At 63.9% G+C, this 16,943-nt stretch carries 21 protein-coding genes; 13 read left to right on the top strand and 8 right to left on the bottom strand.

Features of this window, described 5'->3' with window-relative positions; all coding sequences use genetic code 11:
• Positions 1 to 770 precede the first annotated feature (770 nt).
• Positions 771 to 1,847: a response regulator transcription factor gene (locus tag RY94_RS11820; RefSeq protein WP_052274291.1), complete on the bottom strand. Its 1,077-nt coding sequence runs from the start codon at positions 1,845 to 1,847 to the stop codon at positions 771 to 773.
• A gap of 88 nt (positions 1,848 to 1,935) precedes the next feature.
• On the opposite strand from RY94_RS11820, the gene RY94_RS11815 reads away from it, so the two are divergent.
• From RY94_RS11815 to RY94_RS17435, 3 genes are read left to right on the top strand one after another with little or no spacing between them, the layout of a single operon-like run.
• Positions 1,936 to 2,391 carry a cupin domain-containing protein gene (locus RY94_RS11815; protein WP_043445324.1) on the top strand — a complete coding sequence of 152 codons (456 nt, stop codon included), beginning with the start codon at positions 1,936 to 1,938 and terminating at the stop codon, positions 2,389 to 2,391.
• Positions 2,388 to 2,789 carry a DUF1304 domain-containing protein gene (locus RY94_RS11810; protein ID WP_043445322.1) on the top strand — a complete coding sequence of 134 codons (402 nt, stop codon included), beginning with the start codon at positions 2,388 to 2,390 and terminating at the stop codon, positions 2,787 to 2,789. Before RY94_RS11815 ends, RY94_RS11810 begins: the two co-directional genes overlap by 4 nt.
• A 60-nt stretch (positions 2,790 to 2,849) precedes the next feature.
• Positions 2,850 to 3,356, top strand: a complete 507-nt coding sequence (locus RY94_RS17435) for a GNAT family N-acetyltransferase (protein ID WP_197060667.1) — start codon at positions 2,850 to 2,852, stop codon at positions 3,354 to 3,356.
• 85 nt (positions 3,357 to 3,441) lie between these two features.
• On the opposite strand, the gene RY94_RS11805 is transcribed toward RY94_RS17435, so the two are convergent.
• The gene (locus RY94_RS11805; protein ID WP_231554514.1) at positions 3,442 to 3,906 is read right to left on the bottom strand and encodes a TetR/AcrR family transcriptional regulator; all 465 of its coding nucleotides are present in this window, start codon (positions 3,904 to 3,906) and stop codon (positions 3,442 to 3,444) included.
• Positions 3,907 to 3,951: 45 nt separating this feature from the next.
• Between RY94_RS11805 and RY94_RS11800 the strand changes: the two genes are divergently transcribed.
• Entirely contained in the window at positions 3,952 to 4,803 is an 852-nt protein-coding gene (locus RY94_RS11800; RefSeq protein ID WP_052274289.1) for an alpha/beta fold hydrolase, read from the top strand.
• Positions 4,804 to 5,469: 666 nt separating this feature from the next.
• Here the strand turns inward: RY94_RS11800 and RY94_RS11795 are convergent.
• Positions 5,470 to 6,396: a phosphotransferase gene (locus RY94_RS11795; RefSeq protein ID WP_156135159.1), complete on the bottom strand. Its 927-nt coding sequence runs from the start codon at positions 6,394 to 6,396 to the stop codon at positions 5,470 to 5,472.
• Between the two features lie 104 nt (positions 6,397 to 6,500).
• On the opposite strand from RY94_RS11795, the gene RY94_RS17930 reads away from it, so the two are divergent.
• Positions 6,501 to 6,650 (top strand): hypothetical protein, encoded by a 150-nt coding sequence (locus RY94_RS17930; RefSeq protein ID WP_156135158.1) that lies wholly within the window; start codon positions 6,501 to 6,503, stop codon positions 6,648 to 6,650.
• 162 nt (positions 6,651 to 6,812) lie between these two features.
• On the opposite strand, the gene RY94_RS11790 is transcribed toward RY94_RS17930, so the two are convergent.
• On the bottom strand, positions 6,813 to 7,118 hold the full coding sequence (locus RY94_RS11790; RefSeq protein ID WP_156135157.1) for a GNAT family N-acetyltransferase: 306 nt from the start codon (positions 7,116 to 7,118) through the stop codon (positions 6,813 to 6,815).
• 439 nt (positions 7,119 to 7,557) lie between these two features.
• Here RY94_RS11790 and RY94_RS11785 point away from each other — a divergent pair, with 439 nt between their 5' ends.
• The 5 genes from RY94_RS11785 (at position 7,558) to RY94_RS17925 (ending at position 10,385) form a co-directional block, all read left to right on the top strand.
• Entirely contained in the window at positions 7,558 to 7,908 is a 351-nt protein-coding gene (locus RY94_RS11785; RefSeq protein WP_043445318.1) for an ArsR/SmtB family transcription factor, read from the top strand.
• A complete protein-coding gene (locus RY94_RS17430) occupies positions 7,905 to 8,369 on the top strand; it encodes an SRPBCC family protein (protein WP_082046307.1) in 465 nt (154 codons plus the stop codon). The genes RY94_RS11785 and RY94_RS17430 overlap by 4 nt, the downstream gene beginning before the upstream one ends.
• 110 nt (positions 8,370 to 8,479) lie before the next feature.
• Positions 8,480 to 8,812: a YciI family protein gene (locus RY94_RS11775; protein ID WP_043445315.1), complete on the top strand. Its 333-nt coding sequence runs from the start codon at positions 8,480 to 8,482 to the stop codon at positions 8,810 to 8,812.
• A 358-nt stretch (positions 8,813 to 9,170) separates the two neighbouring features.
• Entirely contained in the window at positions 9,171 to 10,037 is an 867-nt protein-coding gene (locus RY94_RS11770; protein ID WP_043446454.1) for an AraC family transcriptional regulator, read from the top strand.
• Positions 10,038 to 10,130: 93 nt separating this feature from the next.
• Positions 10,131 to 10,385: a hypothetical protein gene (locus RY94_RS17925; RefSeq protein WP_156135156.1), complete on the top strand. Its 255-nt coding sequence runs from the start codon at positions 10,131 to 10,133 to the stop codon at positions 10,383 to 10,385.
• Between the two features lie 44 nt (positions 10,386 to 10,429).
• Here the strand turns inward: RY94_RS17925 and RY94_RS11765 are convergent, their stop codons facing one another.
• Positions 10,430 to 11,191: a GAF and ANTAR domain-containing protein gene (locus RY94_RS11765; protein ID WP_082046306.1), complete on the bottom strand. Its 762-nt coding sequence runs from the start codon at positions 11,189 to 11,191 to the stop codon at positions 10,430 to 10,432.
• Between the two features lie 722 nt (positions 11,192 to 11,913).
• Here RY94_RS11765 and RY94_RS11760 point away from each other — a divergent pair.
• Positions 11,914 to 12,609 (top strand): GAF and ANTAR domain-containing protein, encoded by a 696-nt coding sequence (locus RY94_RS11760; protein WP_231554513.1) that lies wholly within the window; start codon positions 11,914 to 11,916, stop codon positions 12,607 to 12,609.
• Between the two features lie 372 nt (positions 12,610 to 12,981).
• The gene (locus RY94_RS11755) at positions 12,982 to 13,680 is read left to right on the top strand and encodes an ANTAR domain-containing protein (RefSeq protein WP_082046304.1); all 699 of its coding nucleotides are present in this window, start codon (positions 12,982 to 12,984) and stop codon (positions 13,678 to 13,680) included.
• An 85-nt stretch (positions 13,681 to 13,765) separates the two neighbouring features.
• Here RY94_RS11755 and RY94_RS11750 read toward each other — a convergent pair whose 3' ends face one another.
• The 3 genes from RY94_RS11750 to RY94_RS11735 form a co-directional block, all read right to left on the bottom strand.
• A complete protein-coding gene (locus RY94_RS11750) occupies positions 13,766 to 14,128 on the bottom strand; it encodes a hypothetical protein (protein WP_156135155.1) in 363 nt (120 codons plus the stop codon).
• 160 nt (positions 14,129 to 14,288) lie between these two features.
• On the bottom strand, positions 14,289 to 14,705 hold the full coding sequence (locus tag RY94_RS11745) for a VOC family protein (RefSeq protein WP_082046303.1): 417 nt from the start codon (positions 14,703 to 14,705) through the stop codon (positions 14,289 to 14,291).
• A gap of 833 nt (positions 14,706 to 15,538) precedes the next feature.
• The gene (locus tag RY94_RS11735) at positions 15,539 to 15,868 is read right to left on the bottom strand and encodes a hypothetical protein (RefSeq protein WP_043445309.1); all 330 of its coding nucleotides are present in this window, start codon (positions 15,866 to 15,868) and stop codon (positions 15,539 to 15,541) included.
• Positions 15,869 to 16,575: 707 nt separating this feature from the next.
• On the opposite strand from RY94_RS11735, the gene RY94_RS11730 reads away from it, so the two are divergent.
• Positions 16,576 to 16,773 (top strand): hypothetical protein, encoded by a 198-nt coding sequence (locus RY94_RS11730; protein ID WP_043445307.1) that lies wholly within the window; start codon positions 16,576 to 16,578, stop codon positions 16,771 to 16,773.
• Positions 16,774 to 16,943 lie beyond the last annotated feature (170 nt).

Genomic DNA, 16,943 nt, shown 5'->3' with positions numbered 1-16,943 from the left:
CGCCTTCGCGCAAATGTGTCACAGTCACTCACCTCCGGCGAGGCAGGCCAGGACGCCCACCGTTCTATGAACGACTGGGTTTCGTCGGATCCCACCGGGGGTTCACATACACCATCGAGTGAAGCGCACCATCACCGGATATGAGGGAGTCGAGCCCAGGTCGACGCGAGGGTGATGGTGTGGTCTGGCCCTGTTCGAATGGGAGGCTAGGGCTCATGGATGTCACCGTGAGAACGCCGGACGTCGACGAGCTCGATCAGATCCTTCGCGTACTGGAGCAGTGGCAATACGACGAGGGGCCACTTTATCTGCATCCGGGCGAGCCGGGCGTGGTACTCGCTCCGTGGAGCCGCTGCCACTGCCGCCGCGACCCGGGTGTGGTCATCTGGTCACACGGCCCTGGCGATCGCCCTCATCGACGGCCCCCAACTGCTGCGGTTCGCCGCGAATACTGCCTCGTGGCGGGCTCTTGAGAAGGCAGGGCTGCAGCGGATCGCCGAAGGGCCGATGTCGCCAGATAATCCGGTGGTCGACCCGTTGCACCACGTGTACCGCATCGATCGCCCCTGACACTCACACCTTCAGCCAGTCAAGCGCCCGGTCACGTTTCGCTGGTCGATCGGCTTGCGGGCAGGGCGGTGCTCCTGGCCGATCTGCATCTGTACATGACGAAGGAGTGAGGTGACCAGAGGCAATCACGAGGGGAGGGACATGCTGGACGCCCGGGGCACTGACCGGTGACGCCTGCCGCAAGGGTGCGGAGGCAGGAGTCAGAGCCGGGCGAATTGCCGGTCGGTGGTGGCGTAGGCGTCCGGATCGTCGGGGCGCAAGCGGGCAACGAGCTCACCGCGGCTTCGGACACCTACTTTCGCGAATACGGACTTGAGATGATCTTGTACGGTGTGGACTGATATGAACAGGTGGCCGGCAATCTCCGCTGTGGAATGTCCTCCGATCACTTCACGGCAGATCTCCTGTTCCCGGGCAGTCAAGTCGTAGGCCAGCAGTAGCAGCCCGACCAGCTGGTCGCCTGTGACCGGCTCTATGGCCACCGCGACCTGATCCTCCTCCCCGCCGATCAGGGTGCTGGCCTGGAGGACCGCCCACCGCCCGTCGGCGTCGCGCAGCCGTGCCCTGAAGTACCCCGCCTCCGCTGCATGCGAGCCCGACGCCATGACCTGCATCATCACCCGGAACCGACCGGGAGCAATTGCATCAAGCCGCTCCTGCCACTCCCGCGCGTCCGGCGTCACCCCTACAAGCCGGCCATCCGCTGCAATAATCACCAACGCCGGCCGCCCCGGCCCCGTACCGCCCTGCGCCTCCGAGCGCACTGCGAGCCGGGTAGCCGATCCGATGGCCGGCGCAATTGCCGCCAGGAACTCCACCTCCCGCGCCGTGAAGTCCTCTCCTGACCGGACCAGGCCTGCCGCACCCCAACAGACGCCGTCGGCTCTGAACAGGACCCGGATCTCCTCGTCCATTCCGAGGGGCCGCCAGATCGTGTGGAGTCTGGTGCTGCGCCGCCGATCGTCGGCGGACAGGTCAGAAAGTCTGGCGAGGGTGGCCCCCTCACGAGCGAGGGCGGCGAAGGTATGGGGTTCGTCCAACGAGTACTCAGCTTCGGCCAGTCGCGGCTCATACTCGGCCGGTATCCGGTTCTTGCCGCTGACCATGGAGCTGATGACCTGGGTCTCCGGATCGATGCTGGCCCAGCACGTCAGCTCGGCACTGACGGTCCGGCCCACCAGCTCAAGCGCTGCGGCGTGGAGTTCGCTGACACTGAGTCCAGCGGCAGCGAGTTGGGTGATTTCCCGGCGGAAGCGGAAAGCGCGTTCGTCCCACACACCAGAAGTATGGCACCGCAGCACCCTCCCCACATCCCCACAATTCTGGGATCGACCGACCCACGGAGCCACGCCTACCGTGGGCCGCATGGAAACCACCGTCCAATACACACCAGCCGGCGACGGCGTGGAACTCGCCTCCCCGGACGCGGTGCTGACAGTCAAGGTCAGCGCCGGGAACACCGCCGATCAATACGAGCTGTTCGAGGTCATGGCGCCGCGCGGTCCCGCGACTCCCCTGCACCGCACCGGCTGGGACAAGACCTACTATGTGCTGCACGGCAGGATGATCGTCCAGGTAGGGAACCAGGGCTATGACCTGGGTCCGGGCTGTTCCATCGCGATCCCCGCCAACGCCCTCCACACCTTCTCGGTGCTCACGCCGTCCACCACCTTCCTCGTCGTCAGCCTGACAGGAGCCATGGGCCGGTTCCACGCCGACCTCGATGCCACGGTCCCCCGCGGCCGATCCATCCAGGACGCCGCCGCTGAGCTTCAGGCAGTCCTCGCCCGGCACCCCGTGACCGTGGAGGGCATGCCATGACGGCCATCATCTGGACCTTCGCCCTGATCGCGGCGCTGATTCACCTCGCCGTGTTCGTTTGCGAGGCGCTGCTGTTCGAGCGGGAGGCGGTGCACCACGGGATCTTCCTCACGAACACCGCAGATGTTCCGGCCGTCCGGTTGTGGGCCTTCGGCGTCGGCTTCTACAACCTCTTCCTCGCCGCGGGCACAATCGTCGGCGTCGCCCTGTGGGCCATGGGTGATGAACCTGTCGGCCGCGCCCTGGTGATCTATATCTGCTGGTTCATGATGCTCTCCGGCATTGTGCTGTTCATCGCCGACCGGATGGCTATGGGCAGGCCCAAGGGTAAGGGGATCAGCGGTGCACTCGGCCAAGGTCTACCTCCGCTGATCGCCCTGATCGCGGCGGTACTGTAGCGAAGGTCATCCGATGGGGCCGACCCACTCGTTACCTGCGACGAACACGACACTCACGAAATGTCTCAGACCATCAGGGTTCGCCCTGCTCGACTGGCCGATGTCCCCATGATGGCGCAGGTCATTGTTCAAGCGTGGGGGGAAACCTATCGTGGCCTGATCTCTGATCACATTCTCGATGACCCGGAGTTCACCCCCGCCCGGGAACGGCAATGGACCACGGTGCTGACGGATCCACGATTCATTGCCCACCGAGTAGCTGTCGCGGAGATCAATGGAAGCATCGTTGGGGTCGCCATGTCGGGGCCAGGGGCGTCGGGGTCCGATCCTTTGCAGCTCTATGTCCTCTACGTGTTGAAGCAATGTCACGGGTCAGGGGCCGGGACGACCCTGCTCGAAGCGGTGCTCGCCCCGGGCGAAGCAGCAACCCTATGGGTAGCCGACCCGAATCCTCGAGCACAGGCGTTCTACCGCAAACACGGATTCCAGCCCGACGGGCTCGAGAAAGTTGAGGATGACCTTCCGATGATTCACATGATTCGTGCCAGCAACCGCGACCAAGCGTGAAATGTCGTGCATGATGGGCGTCCGCTATCCGAACTGGTATCTCTAGGGGGGCATCGCTCCGAGAGGCCTCCGGGGTTGGTACCTATCAATCCAGGCAGGCGCGCACGATGCGCTCGACAACCGGCCGTACGGGCGCGGTGGGATCCACGGTGAGCCGATGCAGGACGAGCCCCTCCGAGGCGGCCATGAGCGCCCGCACGGCATCCGTTGGCCGAGCGGCCCCAACTCCCGCGAGAAGGTCTGTTGCCCATTCGACGTAGACCTTGCGCTGCTGGAGCAGTGGTTCGAGCAGCTGCGGGTCGTTGGTGCCCTCGAGAAACAGGGCATAGCGTGCTCTGGTACGACCTGCGAAGAGACCCGTCTCCGCATCGATGAGGCTTGAGAGCGCGTCGATCAGCTGATCCGGGGTCCTGACCACCCGGGCGGCTGCAGCGTCGAAGTCGCCGCCTTCCCGCTCCGCGAGCCACACGACGACGCCCGCGACGAGAGCGTCCCTGGTGCGGAACCAATTCGAGGTTGATCCCCTCGGCAGGCCCGCTCGCTCGTCCACGCGCGCGTGGACGAGCGAGCGGATGCCTCGGCGGTCAGGGGCAGCATGGTCATCGTGGCAGGGCTCAAGGTGCACGTCGTCGAGGTCGGGTCGGGGACGCCGGTGCTGTTGCTCCACGGGTTTCCCCAGAGTTCGCGCGAGTACCCCGCGGTGATGGCGGACCTTAGCCATGGTGCTCGAGTGATCGCTCCCGATCTCCGTGGCGCCGGTCAGACGGACGCCCCGGCGGAGGGCTACGACCTCGCCACCCTGGTTGCCGACGTGATCGGGCTGCTGGACGCCCTGGGCCTCAACCGCGTGGCTCTCGTGGCACACGACTGGAGCGCACTCGTCGGCTTCGAAGTGTGCCTCCGTCATCCCGACCGTGTCAGTCGCTATGTGGCGATCGCGGTCCCTGCCCCATACATCCGGATGACCCCGAAGCTCGCGGGTGCGTTGATGCGAACAATGCCGCACCTGTGGTTTCAGTGGGTGATCGCAACGCCGGGGCTCGGCCCGAGGCTGCTGTCGCGAGGGCGTCAGCGGCTTGCGTACTGGCTGCTCCGGTCGTCCGAGGTGCGGCCGATGCGTGACGACGACGTCGAGGCGTACGTCGCCGCCTTGCGCGATCCGGCCAGGGCGCGGGCGGCGTCGAGGCTCTACCGGCGAGTGATACTCCCCGGGTTCATGAATATTCTGCGCGGGACCTACCGCGGCCGGGTTCTGCACACACCCACCCTCGTGCTCTTCGGTGCCGACGACAGGCTTTTGCCCCACGACGCACTCAGTGTCCCATTTGAGGACGCACCCGACCTCACCGTCGAATTCGTCCCCGGCGGGGCACACTTCCTCGTCGACGACAATCCTGCCGAGGTCACCCGCCGTCTCCGCGCGTTCATGGAACTGCCCGCGCATTGACGGCAGCCGATCCGCGTACAAGATCTCGATGGCATGGCTGCAGCCACTGCTCCTTTACCAACCGCGCGAGGCGGAGGTGACGTTGCAGCATAGTGAATTCAAGACCAGCCGGGTGAGTGACACCCGAGAAGGTTTTGGGGCTGGGCGCGGGATTGCTGGACGATCCTTGGACCGCTCGACTGATCTCGACTTGGCCCTCAACCCAGCGCGCTGAGTATCGCTCCCTGAAGGATCCTCAAGGCTAGTCATCTCAGCGCTTTCAGAAGAGAACGGGCGCCTCGGGCTCGATGCCGGTAAACAGGGGCGGATGATCGTTTCGTTCCATCCGTGCGCTAAGGGGCGACGCGCAACTCGAACGACCCGGCGCGGCCGATACCTCGCCGGCGGACGGTTGACGCGTTGGCTTGCCGGCCTTTCCGGGGTCGGTCCAGCATGTTCAACTGCTGAGTACCGGGCAGCAGTAGCGGCTAGCGCTTGGCCCGCCCGGATGGGGGTCCCTCAGTGAGGGTCCGTCATCGCTGCGAAAGTGCGCCTCACGATCGTCCTCCCGCGCTTTTCGGTTGACGGGGATCACTGTGACTGCGCCTAGGGCACCCCGCTCCGATGAGCAGTAGAACGCGAAGTCGCGCAAGCACCTGGTGAGGATCTCGCTGCGGTGGTACCGACTTACGGGCTCCGGGTGGAGTCGAGTAGATCGAGCACGAAGGATGCAGCTCGCGCGCGTTCCCGCACAACAGCTGCTGACCCGGGGGCGGGCAAGCCGAAGAGTACTTCGAGCGGCACGGCGGACAGGCCGAAGAACAACAGCATCAAGAGTGCGTGGGTGCGTCGGAGGGTATCGAGGGGAACATGGCATCCTTCGTCGATGAGACCCTGATGATAGGCGGGCAGGCACGCAGCTTCGAGTTGGGCGAGCTCGGAGGCTGGGCGCGCTCCGGTCTGAATCTCACCGATCATGAGTTGGGTGAGATCGAAGGACACCGGTGCCTCGCACCAGAATCCAAAGTCGATCAGGACCAGCCTCGTCCGGTCTCCGTTCGTCGCGAGCAGATTGCGGGGACAGGCGTCGCCGTGTGCGGTGCCGAGCGGAGCTCTGTCGAGCTCCTCTATAAGGCGCGGAAGCGCTTGGACTGCTTCCATTATGCGATTTTTCAGATCGGGGCCGAACGCCGGCGCGACCAGAGGGTGGGCCCAGAGTTCCTCGGCGCGAAGTATCGGCAGCACCTGATGGTCGAGCCGACCACGAACGTAGCCACGCACCACGTCTGTACTACCGAGAGTCCGGAGCGGGTGAACAGTGGGACTCGCGGCCAGCCTGCCGAGCAGGTAGGCGGCGCGCACGAAGGTCTCCACTGACCATCGGCTCGAGTCGTGGCCGATGAATTGCAGCCACAGGCCGGCCGATAGATCGTCGATGTCGACCACGGAATAGGCACGAGGCATCGAGAGACCGTCGGGAAGACGGTCGCCGAGATCGGATCTGTAGACACTGGGCTCGGTGCGCCAGGGAAGGCTGGCCGCCGCTATCTCCCGGAACGACTCTGGAACGTGCTCGAACTGGGGCGAGCGGGTCCAGGACTGGACCACCTTCACGAAGAAGGAGTACGGGGACACACCTCCGGTGTGTCTCGCCGTGCCGTGGACCCGGTAGCGCCCGGCGGTGGTGAGGGCATCGAGATCGTACTCGGCACTTCGGCGTGGCAACTCACCAACTCGACACCACTGATGCCGAGATCGTCTTCGATCATCGACACAAGAACGTCATCGCTGACATCCGCCGCCCCGAGGATCGCCCGATCGACGACCGCACCTTGTCCCGGCTCACCATCCATTCGAAGCCCTCCTAGGACCACCGACAATCACTGGAGACCGACCCCAGTGGAATGGATGGGGTGAGTGGTGTCAAGGGGTGCAGCAGAAGGGCCCTCGCTGGAACGGTGAGGACCTGCCAGCACGCTCAGTGGGCGCCCTCTGCTTGGGACAACTCCGCAAACGAGCAACTATGACACTCACGGCGCCGCCAACGCACGGGGCGAACCAGACCTCATCTCGGTAATCACCACCGACGGAACACTCTGCCACGTGCCGGTGGTGGCATCGATGACAGCGCATGGCGCCCCGCGCCCTTGGTCCTGTAATGCGAGGCGACGCCTCATCTCGTCGTTCATCATTTCTGGCGAAGAGGTGTGGGTGTACCAGATGCGCCACAAGTCCTCGACAGCAACCGCCTCGGCGAGGTCATCGCTGTGGGCAGGCTGCAACAGCTCAAGTACTACGCCGCTGGCTTTCAGTACAGGTGTTATCGCGAAGTCCACTCAGCAACCCCATGTCCCTAGGTGAACCAGCTACGGCATCTGGACAAAGCGGACTGAGCCCGTAGGCGGATCCCCTAAGGGGAACGACGTGGCGACCCGACGTTGCATCGTGTCTAGACTCTTACCCACTCCTGTTGCAGAAGGCGGAAAAGAACCCTAAAGCCACGCGAATCGAGAGCTGACTGGCTGTTGCGTTGGGGTGTACTCGACGCAACAGGTGTGCCGGCCGATTGGCGTCCCACCTACGTCATGCTGTCACCGAACATGATTCGGGCCGGTCCTACGGGAATGCACCGCCCAGACTGCGAGGAGTCGAAGTCGAATCACCCAACGTGGAGTCGGGCATCGCAGTGAGAGAACAATCCACGAACGAGCTATGCCGACGCAATAGTGAAGTGATTGCTTGACTATCGATGCAGCTCGCCCTACCGTCGAGGCTATGAGCGATCACGAGCCGTCATTGGACAGGGTCTTTCATGCCCTCTCTGATCCGACCCGGCGTCGGCTGGTCGAGCGGTTGGTTCGCAGTCCCGCGTCGGTCAGTCAGCTCGCTGAACCCTTCGATATGTCGCTGACCGCGGTCATGCAGCACCTTCAGGTGCTCATCGACGTCGGGTTGGTGGCATCGGAGAAATCCGGTCGGGTCCGCACCTGCCGCATCGAGCCCGCGACGGTCCGGCAGGCCGAGACCTGGCTCACCCAGCAGCGCACGGACTGGGAGCACCGACTCGGCCGCCTCGACCAGCTTGTAACGGATCCCGCACCCGACAGATCAGGAAACCGAACATGACCGAAGCATCAGTGGTGAATTCGACGTTCACCATAGAGCATGACTATGCGATCGGTCCGACGCGGCTTTTCGAGGCGTGGGCCGACCCCGACACAAAGGCCCGTTGGTTCGCTGGCGCAGCTGCGGACCACCATGAACTGGACTTTAAGGTTGGTGGCCTGGAGATTACACGTGGCCGCACTGGCGAGGGAGAGTTGCTGACCTTCGCATCTCGCTACCACGACATCGTCGTCGGCGAACGAATCGTCTACTCGTCAACCCTGTCCGTCCGCGAGGCGCCGGTCACCGTATCCCTGACCACAGTGCAGTTCCAACCTCAAGGCGATCACACGACCCTGACACTCACCGAGCACGCCGTATACCTCGATGGCCACGAGCAACCCAAATGGCGCGAACACGGCACACGCCATCATCTCGCCACCCTCGAGGCAGAACTGACGGCTCCACTGCGCCAGATCTAGCGCGGGAACCATCAACCACGGCTTCGCCTCCCAGGGCTGCAATCGCTCGTCATCGCGGTACCCGTAAGACCAATGAAAAGCACCACGACACAGAAAATCGAGGGGACATCATGGCCACCTTCATCACCATCGGCTACGGCGACCGCGCCGGATACGACCAGACAGATCCAGCCCTCCGCAACGCCGCGCACGAGCACGACGCCGCACTACGAGAACGCGGCATCATCATGGGAACCGTCGGCCACCCATTTCAAGTGCGCAACCATGACGGCACTGAAGTCGTGACACAGGAGGGACCCTTCCTACAGTCCGCTCTGCCAATCGCGGGATTCGCCATCATCGAGGCTGACAGCATAGAAGAAGCCACCGAGCTCGTCTCTCAAACACCATGCGCAGTAGCTCACGGCCTTGTCGAAGTGTGGCCCCTGCAAACCACGCCATAACCACCTATCCGACAACGCTCGCCTCGCGTACGACGATTCTTCACAGGACTCGCTACTCGGCCACGAAGCACTGAAAACCAAGCCACTTACCACTGTGACTCACAGTGTTTGGGTGTACTCGACGCAACACTTCCGGCGGCGTCTGACTCGAACAAGGAACCCTGGGTGGATCTTCATCGTTCGGGCAGACACATAGCGGATCAATCATGGTCGACCATCTCAACTCTCAGCATCCGCACTCACGAGATGGGACGAATTCAAGGAGGTGAGACTGCGACCTGGAGCCGACTTGTTCGGACCCCGATAGTAGGGTGCCGGTCGAGGATGTCGGAGAGGCTGGATGGTGAAGGGGGTGCCTGTGATTGCAGAGCTGAACCGACTCATCGAGTTCGTCGAGGGTCATCTGACGGAGGATCTTGATGTGGCGAGGTTGGCGCCTGGTCTTGGCACGACGGAGTATCACCTCCGGCGGATGTTCTCGTCGCTGGCCGGCATGCCTTTGTCCGAGTACATCCGGCGGCGCCGCATGACGGTCGCCGCGGCAGACGTTCTCGGGCATGGTGACCTGCTGGGTATCGCGGTGCGGTTCGGCTACGGCTCGACCGAGGCCTTCGCTCGTGCGTTCCGATCCGTGCTCGGTGTCGGACCCGGTGAGGTACGACGACACGGTGGCCCCCTTCGGACACAACCACACCTCAGGTTCCGCCTGACCGTAGAAGGGAACACCACCATGGACACCCGTATCGCAGACCGCACGGCTTTCCGCCTCGTCGGCCATTCTGCCCGCGTGCCGCTCATCCACGAGGGCGTCAACCCGCATATTCAGGCGCGCATCGCTTCACTGCCGGTAGCCGAGCACTCCCGGCTCAAGCACCTCAACAACACCGATCCGACGGGTCTACTCCGGGTCGGCGCCGACGTCGACCCGGACTACACGGAGGGCAGCGAGCTGACCTATCTCCACGGTGTGGCCATCGAGGAATCGACGCCCGTCCCCGAGGATTTCGATGCGATCGAGGTTCCGGCCGGCACCTGGGCGGTGTTCCATACCGAGGGAGACCACTCAGCAGCTCTGCAGTCGGCGTGGGCGGCCACGGCCACGGATTGGTTCCCGTCCAACCCGTGGCGGCTGCGCCCGGGGCCCTCGATCGTGGCTGTCCTCGACCATGCCGCTGATTTCAGCACAGCCACCTGCGAACTGCGGCTACCAGTAGAACGCGCCTGATCGGGCGGCTTCAGTTGCGTCCCCGTCCGAGAATGCGGCTGAGCCGATGGATGTCCCATCGCTGATCGCCGGAGCCGTCATCGCGTCCATTTCGTGGATCTGCCGGTCACACGCACGCAGCAAGAAAGCTACCGACACCTGAGCCTCTCAAGAAGCGTCTGGTTCGGGGTTGCCGGGGCCTGCATCGCCGGAGCAGCCCTCATTTTCGGTCGACGGGCCCAGCGCGCCGTCCGGTGGGGAGAGACGTGGCGCTACGAAGCCGCCATCATTTCCGCCTACCTACTTCTGGCCGCAGCGGCCGGAACGCTCACCGAAGCCTTCACCGCCCACCCACGCACCGATGACTGAACTGCACAGTCAGCCATCCTTCACGGGCACCTGCCGTCGGCGTTTCAGATCCGGGGGCTTTGGTCTCCTCCTGCGAGTTCACCGGTGGCCACGAGGTGATCGACGACCTTGCGCAGTTTCGACTGGGTCCGGGAGCTGGCCTGGGTCAGCACCATGAAGGCCTGTTCGGCGGTGATCTTGTGGCGTTCCATGAGGATCCCCTTGGCCTGACCGATGATGTCCCTGGAGTCGACTGCCTCTCTGAGTTGCCGTGACTCCTCGGCCTCGGCGAACGCGACGGCGGCGTGGGAGGCGATCAGGAGGCCGATGTTCTCCGACTCGTCGGTGAAACCATTGGCCTCGTACGAGTACAGGTTCAGGGCGCCGAGATCATCGCCTGTGACCCAGATCTGGATGGACAGCATCCCCCGGGCTCCTGCGTCAGCGGCACGCTCGGCGAACTTGGGCCACCGTTGCTCGACTCCCATGTCCGGGACACGCACGGTCTGGTGCTCGTACGCGGCCTGCAGGCAGGGCCCCTCGCCGGTCTCCATCTGCAGGGAGTCGATGCGCTCCGGGAGAGGACCGGAGGGGACACGTGATCCAACGTTCTTCCGTCCCAGGACAACACTGACGGAAGCCTCGTCGGCCCCCGGAATCAGCCTGAGTGCCGCGTTGACGAACCCTGCGAGGACCGCGTCCCCGTCGGGCTCCTGCTGCAGCGACCGGGCGAGTTCCGCCAGTTCGGTCGCAAGGTCTCGGTCCTGGCCGACTCCGTCATGGTGGGCGGAGGGCTCGCCTCGACCTGATGTGTCTTGCTTGCTCACTGGGCGTCCATTCTGGCCATCGCGTTGTCCGCGGATTCTGCTTCGTCGGTCGAAGGGGTGCAATTTTTCACCCCGTCAGCTTGTCAGACACCGCACAGCGGCCAGCGGATCAATTCGTGGTGCGACATGGGTTGCGCGGCAACGCGATAAGAGCAACCCGGCGTCTACCCAGTGACGAGCACATGTGTCTGGCGGTGCCAATCGGTCACACCCATTTCGCCAAGCAGCCGGCAGCACGAGTCTCGACGGGGGTTGCAGGGCGGTCCCGGGCCGCCCTGCAACCTCCCCTCATCGGTCCGTCGCAGCACCCGTGACAGTCGCTCGCAGAGGCCGCTCAAGACGACAACCGCTAAGGGGCGCCCACCCTGCTATCGCTAAGCGGAGCCCGCCGAGCACGAGGGAGAATCCTGGGGCTCACGTAGTGAGGCTTCCGGGCCCGACTGTCCTTGGCGAATTCCCGGGGGTCTACCTGGTGTAGCTGCAGGTCGCGTCACGGGAGACCACAGGTGGGCAACAAATGCTGAGAATGCGTCGCGTATTGCTTACCTTCACCTGTTCTGTGGCGCGCCTGTGTGGGTGTCAATGCGCAACGACACGGACTATAGTCAGCACCGCGCCGCCCTACTGATCGTGATCCCACGTCTCGAAGGTGTCGAAGATGGTCGAGGGAACTCATGGTGAAAAGGGGCATGCCGTCGTCTCACCACGATGGCGGTGAGCGGGTGCGTGATCTGGCCACGGAACTGGCCGAGCTCGCCCGGTCGCTGCAGCAGGAACCGGACTCGGACGCGATCCTGGCCGGGTTCGTCCACGCAGCACTGGACCTGATTCCCGGGGTCGATGAAGGCTCCGTCAGCGTCGTCCTGGGACGGAAGAACATCGGATCCCGCGCCCCCTCCGGAGGCCTTCCCGAACGCATCGACGCCCTGCAGATGGAAACCGGTCAGGGCCCATGCCTGGAGGCTGCCTACGAGCAGCGGACCGTGCGGGTCGCCGACATGGCGCATGAGGAGCGGTGGCCGCTCTTCGCACAGCGGGCCACCGAGGCCGGCGCCAAAGGGATGCTGTCCATCCAGCTGTGGGTCGAAGGCGATGACCTCGGCGCGCTGAACCTCTACTCGTACGAGGCCAATGCCTTCACGGACGAGTCCGAGAACATCGGGCTGCTGGTCGCTTCCCACGCGTCGGTGGCGTTCGCCGAGGCCGAAAAGAGCCGGCAACTCCATGAGGCAGTGAACTCCCGGGATGTCATCGGCCAGGCTAAGGGCATCCTGATGGAACGCCACAAGATCAGCGGTGAGCAGGCGTTCATCGTGCTGTCCATCGCCAGTCAGCGCGCCCACATCAAGCTCTGGGATGTCGCCGATCACCTCATCAATAGCGGCGAACTCCCCGGTCGGAAGTACATCGCACGCTGACCAATGCCGTACCAGTTTCTCCGGTGATGAGCACGTCCTATCTGGAGATGGGCTAGCGAAGCGGCGACAGTCCAACCCTGGACATACTTGGAACACCCCTGACGATGTCCCGGATTCGTCCGCGGACTCAGCCGGATTACACCGACGAGCCTCGTGCACGAACGTGGGAGTCCCTCCGGTGGTCAAGCAGCCGGCTACCGGAGGGACACCGGCAAGCCGCGGCCCTCCCCTCGCGGCCAGGGCGGGTAGTACTCCTCGTGGAGCCGCCGGGTCGGTAGAGTAGCCCGGGATTACATGGCGCTTGGTAGTCTGCTCCTTTGAGGTCCGGGTTAAGACGCCAGCCCGGACCAGAGCGCGTCGAACGGCTCCCCCATGACCCCCACCCTTGATCCATCCGTGCCCCTGTCCGGGGCCGTCTCCAGTGTCGACTCCGACGCTGTGTCCAATGTCGAGTACTTCATCGACTGCCCGACCGGCACCGTGGAACACTACTTCGCCGACGACACCTACAACTGGTCGGACGAGCTGTACAGGATCCACGGCTACGAACGCGGCGACATCGTCCCCACCCTGGAACTGGGCATGTCCCACTTCGACCCTGCGGACCGGGATGCCGTCCGGGCGTTCTGGACCAAGGTCACCACAATCGGCGGGCCGTCATCGGTCTACGCGTCCCTCCGCGACCTGAACGGCAACACCCGCAAACTCCTCATCTCCGCGGACCTGATCGTCGAAGACGCCGAGCCCGTCGGGGTGTGGGCGCTAGTCGTGGACCTCACCCGCTGCATCCACGCCGACCGGCACCAGCTCGCCAACGAAGCCGTCGCCGCGTCCGCACTCCGCCGGTCCGTCATCGAGCAGGCCAAAGGCATCCTCATGGGCAGGGCCGGTCTCACCGCGGCCGAAGCGTTCGCGCAGATCAGCTCCCACAGTCAGCAGGTCAACCGCAAGGTCGTCGTCGTCGCCCAGGAGATCATCGACCGGGCCGTGACACTCACCCGCCAGGACCAACAACGGAATCAGGACCCGGCCCGTGATCGGGCTCTGCAGGAGCTCTTCAGAGCCCTGTGACCACCCCCGCTTCCAGGAATCTGGTCCGTAGGCGGCGCCGCCCATGACCGGACCCAATCACAACCGATGGGCTACTACCTCCCCCTCAATCGGGGGCGGACGTCGTCCGGTTCTGGAGAGACTGCGCGCGGGTCGCGAGTTCCGCGCACAGAACCTCATACTCGTCTCGGACACCCCATACCGGGAAATCAGTATCCAGTGCGGCAAACGCTTCATCGCACAGTCGATGCAACTGCTGGATGGACATGACGGAGACCTCTGCCGCTGTAAACCGCTCTTCCCCTAATTCCCATGCATGCTGGAGCGCTTCGATCCTCCGATCGTCGGTGACCCCCGTTATCGGCCCGTCCGGGTCGGGGAGTTCCTGCTGCAACCCGGCAGTGACCTCAGTAGGCCCTGCGGTGAGAACGGTGCGGGGTGCGGCGGGGTGAGGATTCGTGGTTTTCATGGGTGCCTAACATCGGCGCTACCCGAGGCTGCTTTCTGAACCCTGAGTCCCTCGAAGCGTAGGCTTCTCTGTCCAGCATAGGTAGCGGGCACCGGTCTCGAAAATGATCGTAGCGACCGCGATAGAGCTGTGCTTAGATTCATCCCTTCGTGGATGAACATCATTCAAAGCTGACGATGCGCACCGCACGCGGGCTTGGATGGCAGCGGCCCCCTTGGTGGGGCTGCGCAGGTCCGGCCTTCAGGCGACAACCATGTCGCGCAGCAATGTGCAGGGCTTCCTCGATATCGTCCACGGAGAACGCGACCCGGTGCATGCCGATGTCGTTAGGTCGCGTTGGTTCGGACTCGATCGCTTCGGGGTGGATGTATTCGAAGAGTTCCAGGCGTCCGTGACCGTCTGGCGTTTGGAGCATCGCGATTCTTGCGTGGTTGCCGTCGAGGCCGACGGCCGTGTCCGCCCACTCGCCGCTGATCGTGTCACGACCAATGACCTCGAGACCGAGGTCTGTGAAGAAGGAGAGCGTAGCGTCGAGATCTCGAACGGCGATGCCAACGTTCTCAAACCTAATGGCCATACCTCGCACGCTACCGAGCAGGGCAGGACAACACCAGAAGCGACAGGGCCCGAACGACCACGCTGTCGACTATCAGGCTGTCCGAACGGGTGGCACCTAGCATCCTCATGGCGAGCACCCCGACCAGGGGGCTGCACCGCCGGAAGGCCTGGCCGCTTCTCAGCAGCGCCCGGCGTCAATCCGCGGACAGGTAGGGGCGAAAGACCCCTATGAACCCTTTGCAGCTCAGGAGAAGGATGAGTTCCATGATGCCCGTGTTGGACCTGAGTACTGTGTGTGCGCTGGCGGTCGACCTCACCTCGCCAGAGGAAGCGTTGGGGTTCCTCGACCGGTTCCAGGCAGGCTTACCTCACCGCGTCCACACCATCCACGGGGCTTTCGCCGCGCGGGATGCCGGACAAATGGCCGCTGCCCTGACGAGCCTGCACTCCCACGCATTGACCGTTGGAGCCCTGCAACTCCACGCGATTACCGGTCACGCTCTCACCACGGTCGACCCTGACCTGCTCCGGGCCGGTAGCGCTCCGATGATTACCATCGACCACCGCTTCTTACGAACCCTCGCCGCGGAAGCAACTCTCTTCACGTACGCGTATCTCGCGCTGCGTTCGAACCCGGCACTCCTTACTCCCCCGCGAACCGGCATGCCCTCAGCAGTGTCCCTCTCGGAGTCGGGTGGTGCTCGGCGTTGACGTTCGTCCGGCCTCGTCCCAGCCCACCGATGCAGATGAGAGTGTCGCTCCTATCGTGCTCGCCGTTGTCACCGGCCCCATGGTGGGTGGCGGCACCCTTGACGCGGGCCAGGACGGCGGGGAACGGACGCTATCAGCGGACTATGGGAGATCCATTTCGTCCCCGTCGGACTGCGGACCGCCGAGGGATGCCCTCAACACCTGGTCTTGTAGGGGCTCGGGAAGTGCCAGTTCATCGTCGAAGGCGGCCTTGGGCCGTGGCGGCAATGCATCGATCATCTCGTTCAGAGCATGGGCAACGAGGTTTCGTTCCCCTGCCGGAAGAGGATACGCGCCGTGCAGATACGCGTCGAGCTCGAAAGCCCGCAGGTTGCCACCGACGCTGAAGTAGTGCAACCACAGCTCTTGCGCTGTCAGTCCGGCGGCCTTGGCGGCGAGCTGCGCACTGTGTTGTTGAGGGCATTCGATCATTGCAGGACCTGCTTACGCGTGCGACCGGAGGGAAAACATGCCCGTGCTCTTGATGCACTGCTGAAGTACCGGGATACCTCCAGATGGACACTCAGTACCCCAATTTTAGGTCCCACGTGGGAAACACAGGGGAAATACCCTCGTACAGACCTGTCCCAAGAACGGTGTACGGGTTCCGGTGATTGCAATCGGTATGACACTCCGAGGCACCTACGACTGACTCGGTCGTCCGAGAGAACAGCAAGCTGACGTCACCGAAGATGCTCATGGACGGTCCCGACCAGTCCGTCTTCGAATAGTGCACTCGAGTATCCGATTCTGAGTCACCCGCACCGGCAACCGCGGGGACGGCGGCAGTGGGACAGTTGACACCGCCGACATCGCCTTCCGTTTCGACACCCCGGAGGAGATCCGGTTCACCTGGAAGCACGTCATCGAGAACGGCTGACCCGGCGGCTTCTGCCACCGGCCTGAATCCGAAGGTGTCAACGACAATCGTGCGTTCGTTGAGAGCTACTTGGCCCGGTATCGTCAGACGCTGGCCTTCGAACAAGATCGAGCCAGCGGTCATCGAACGCCTCATCCGTGGGTTCTTCGGCGCGGACCTCTTCCAAAAAATCATCGACGTCGCCGAGCCTGCCTGAGCGCCGGCGGCAACGAATCCACAGTCAGGGCCGACTCGGCCCTACCGACAAGAGAGCACGCCCATGATCACCCGCCCCGGCGAGTACCACGACGCCACCTCGACGGTTCCCATTCCGCAATCCCAGCGGACCCTCGATCTCATCGAGCGGGGCCGGCTGATGCCTCCACTGCCCATCCAGGTCGCGCTGCGTCAGAGCGTCTCGGCGCGGGTCATACCGCTGGCCGCACCACTGCTGACACTCGATGCTGAGGCGGCCTAGGGGCGGCTCCGCCCCGCGGTGACAGCTGCCGGCTCTGCTACACACACATGAGCTCCATGATCACTGCACCCGCGGCACCAGATCCTCCAGCTGCAGGGCAATCCTAGTGACACGCGTAACGGTGCAGGCACCTGCTCCGGGGACTCGGGAGGCCCAGTCTTCCTCGATGG

The organism is Arthrobacter sp. L77 (genome assembly GCF_000816565.1).
GTDB classification, from domain to species: domain Bacteria; phylum Actinomycetota; class Actinomycetes; order Actinomycetales; family Micrococcaceae; genus Arthrobacter_D; species Arthrobacter_D antioxidans.
Note: the sequence above shows the minus strand (reverse complement) of the source record. Positions and strands in the feature narration are given on the sequence as shown.

Excerpts from the sequence above, each read along its gene's own strand:
- RY94_RS11730 (WP_043445307.1), top strand. The coding sequence starts at position 16,576 with ATGATCACCCGCCCCGGCGAGTACCACGACGCCACCTCGACGGTTCCC.
- RY94_RS17430 (WP_082046307.1), top strand. The coding sequence starts at position 7,905 with ATGACCGAAGCATCAGTGGTGAATTCGACGTTCACCATAGAGCATGAC.
- RY94_RS11735 (WP_043445309.1), bottom strand. The coding sequence starts at position 15,868 with ATGATCGAATGCCCTCAACAACACAGTGCGCAGCTCGCCGCCAAGGCC.
- RY94_RS17435 (WP_197060667.1), top strand. The coding sequence starts at position 2,850 with ATGTCTCAGACCATCAGGGTTCGCCCTGCTCGACTGGCCGATGTCCCC.
- RY94_RS11810 (WP_043445322.1), top strand. The coding sequence starts at position 2,388 with ATGACGGCCATCATCTGGACCTTCGCCCTGATCGCGGCGCTGATTCAC.
- RY94_RS11775 (WP_043445315.1), top strand. The coding sequence starts at position 8,480 with ATGGCCACCTTCATCACCATCGGCTACGGCGACCGCGCCGGATACGAC.
- RY94_RS11755 (WP_082046304.1), top strand. The coding sequence starts at position 12,982 with ATGACCCCCACCCTTGATCCATCCGTGCCCCTGTCCGGGGCCGTCTCC.
- RY94_RS11750 (WP_156135155.1), bottom strand. The coding sequence starts at position 14,128 with ATGAAAACCACGAATCCTCACCCCGCCGCACCCCGCACCGTTCTCACC.
- RY94_RS11800 (WP_052274289.1), top strand. The coding sequence starts at position 3,952 with ATGGTCATCGTGGCAGGGCTCAAGGTGCACGTCGTCGAGGTCGGGTCG.
- RY94_RS11815 (WP_043445324.1), top strand. The coding sequence starts at position 1,936 with ATGGAAACCACCGTCCAATACACACCAGCCGGCGACGGCGTGGAACTC.
- RY94_RS11785 (WP_043445318.1), top strand. The coding sequence starts at position 7,558 with ATGAGCGATCACGAGCCGTCATTGGACAGGGTCTTTCATGCCCTCTCT.
- RY94_RS11745 (WP_082046303.1), bottom strand. The coding sequence starts at position 14,705 with ATGGCCATTAGGTTTGAGAACGTTGGCATCGCCGTTCGAGATCTCGAC.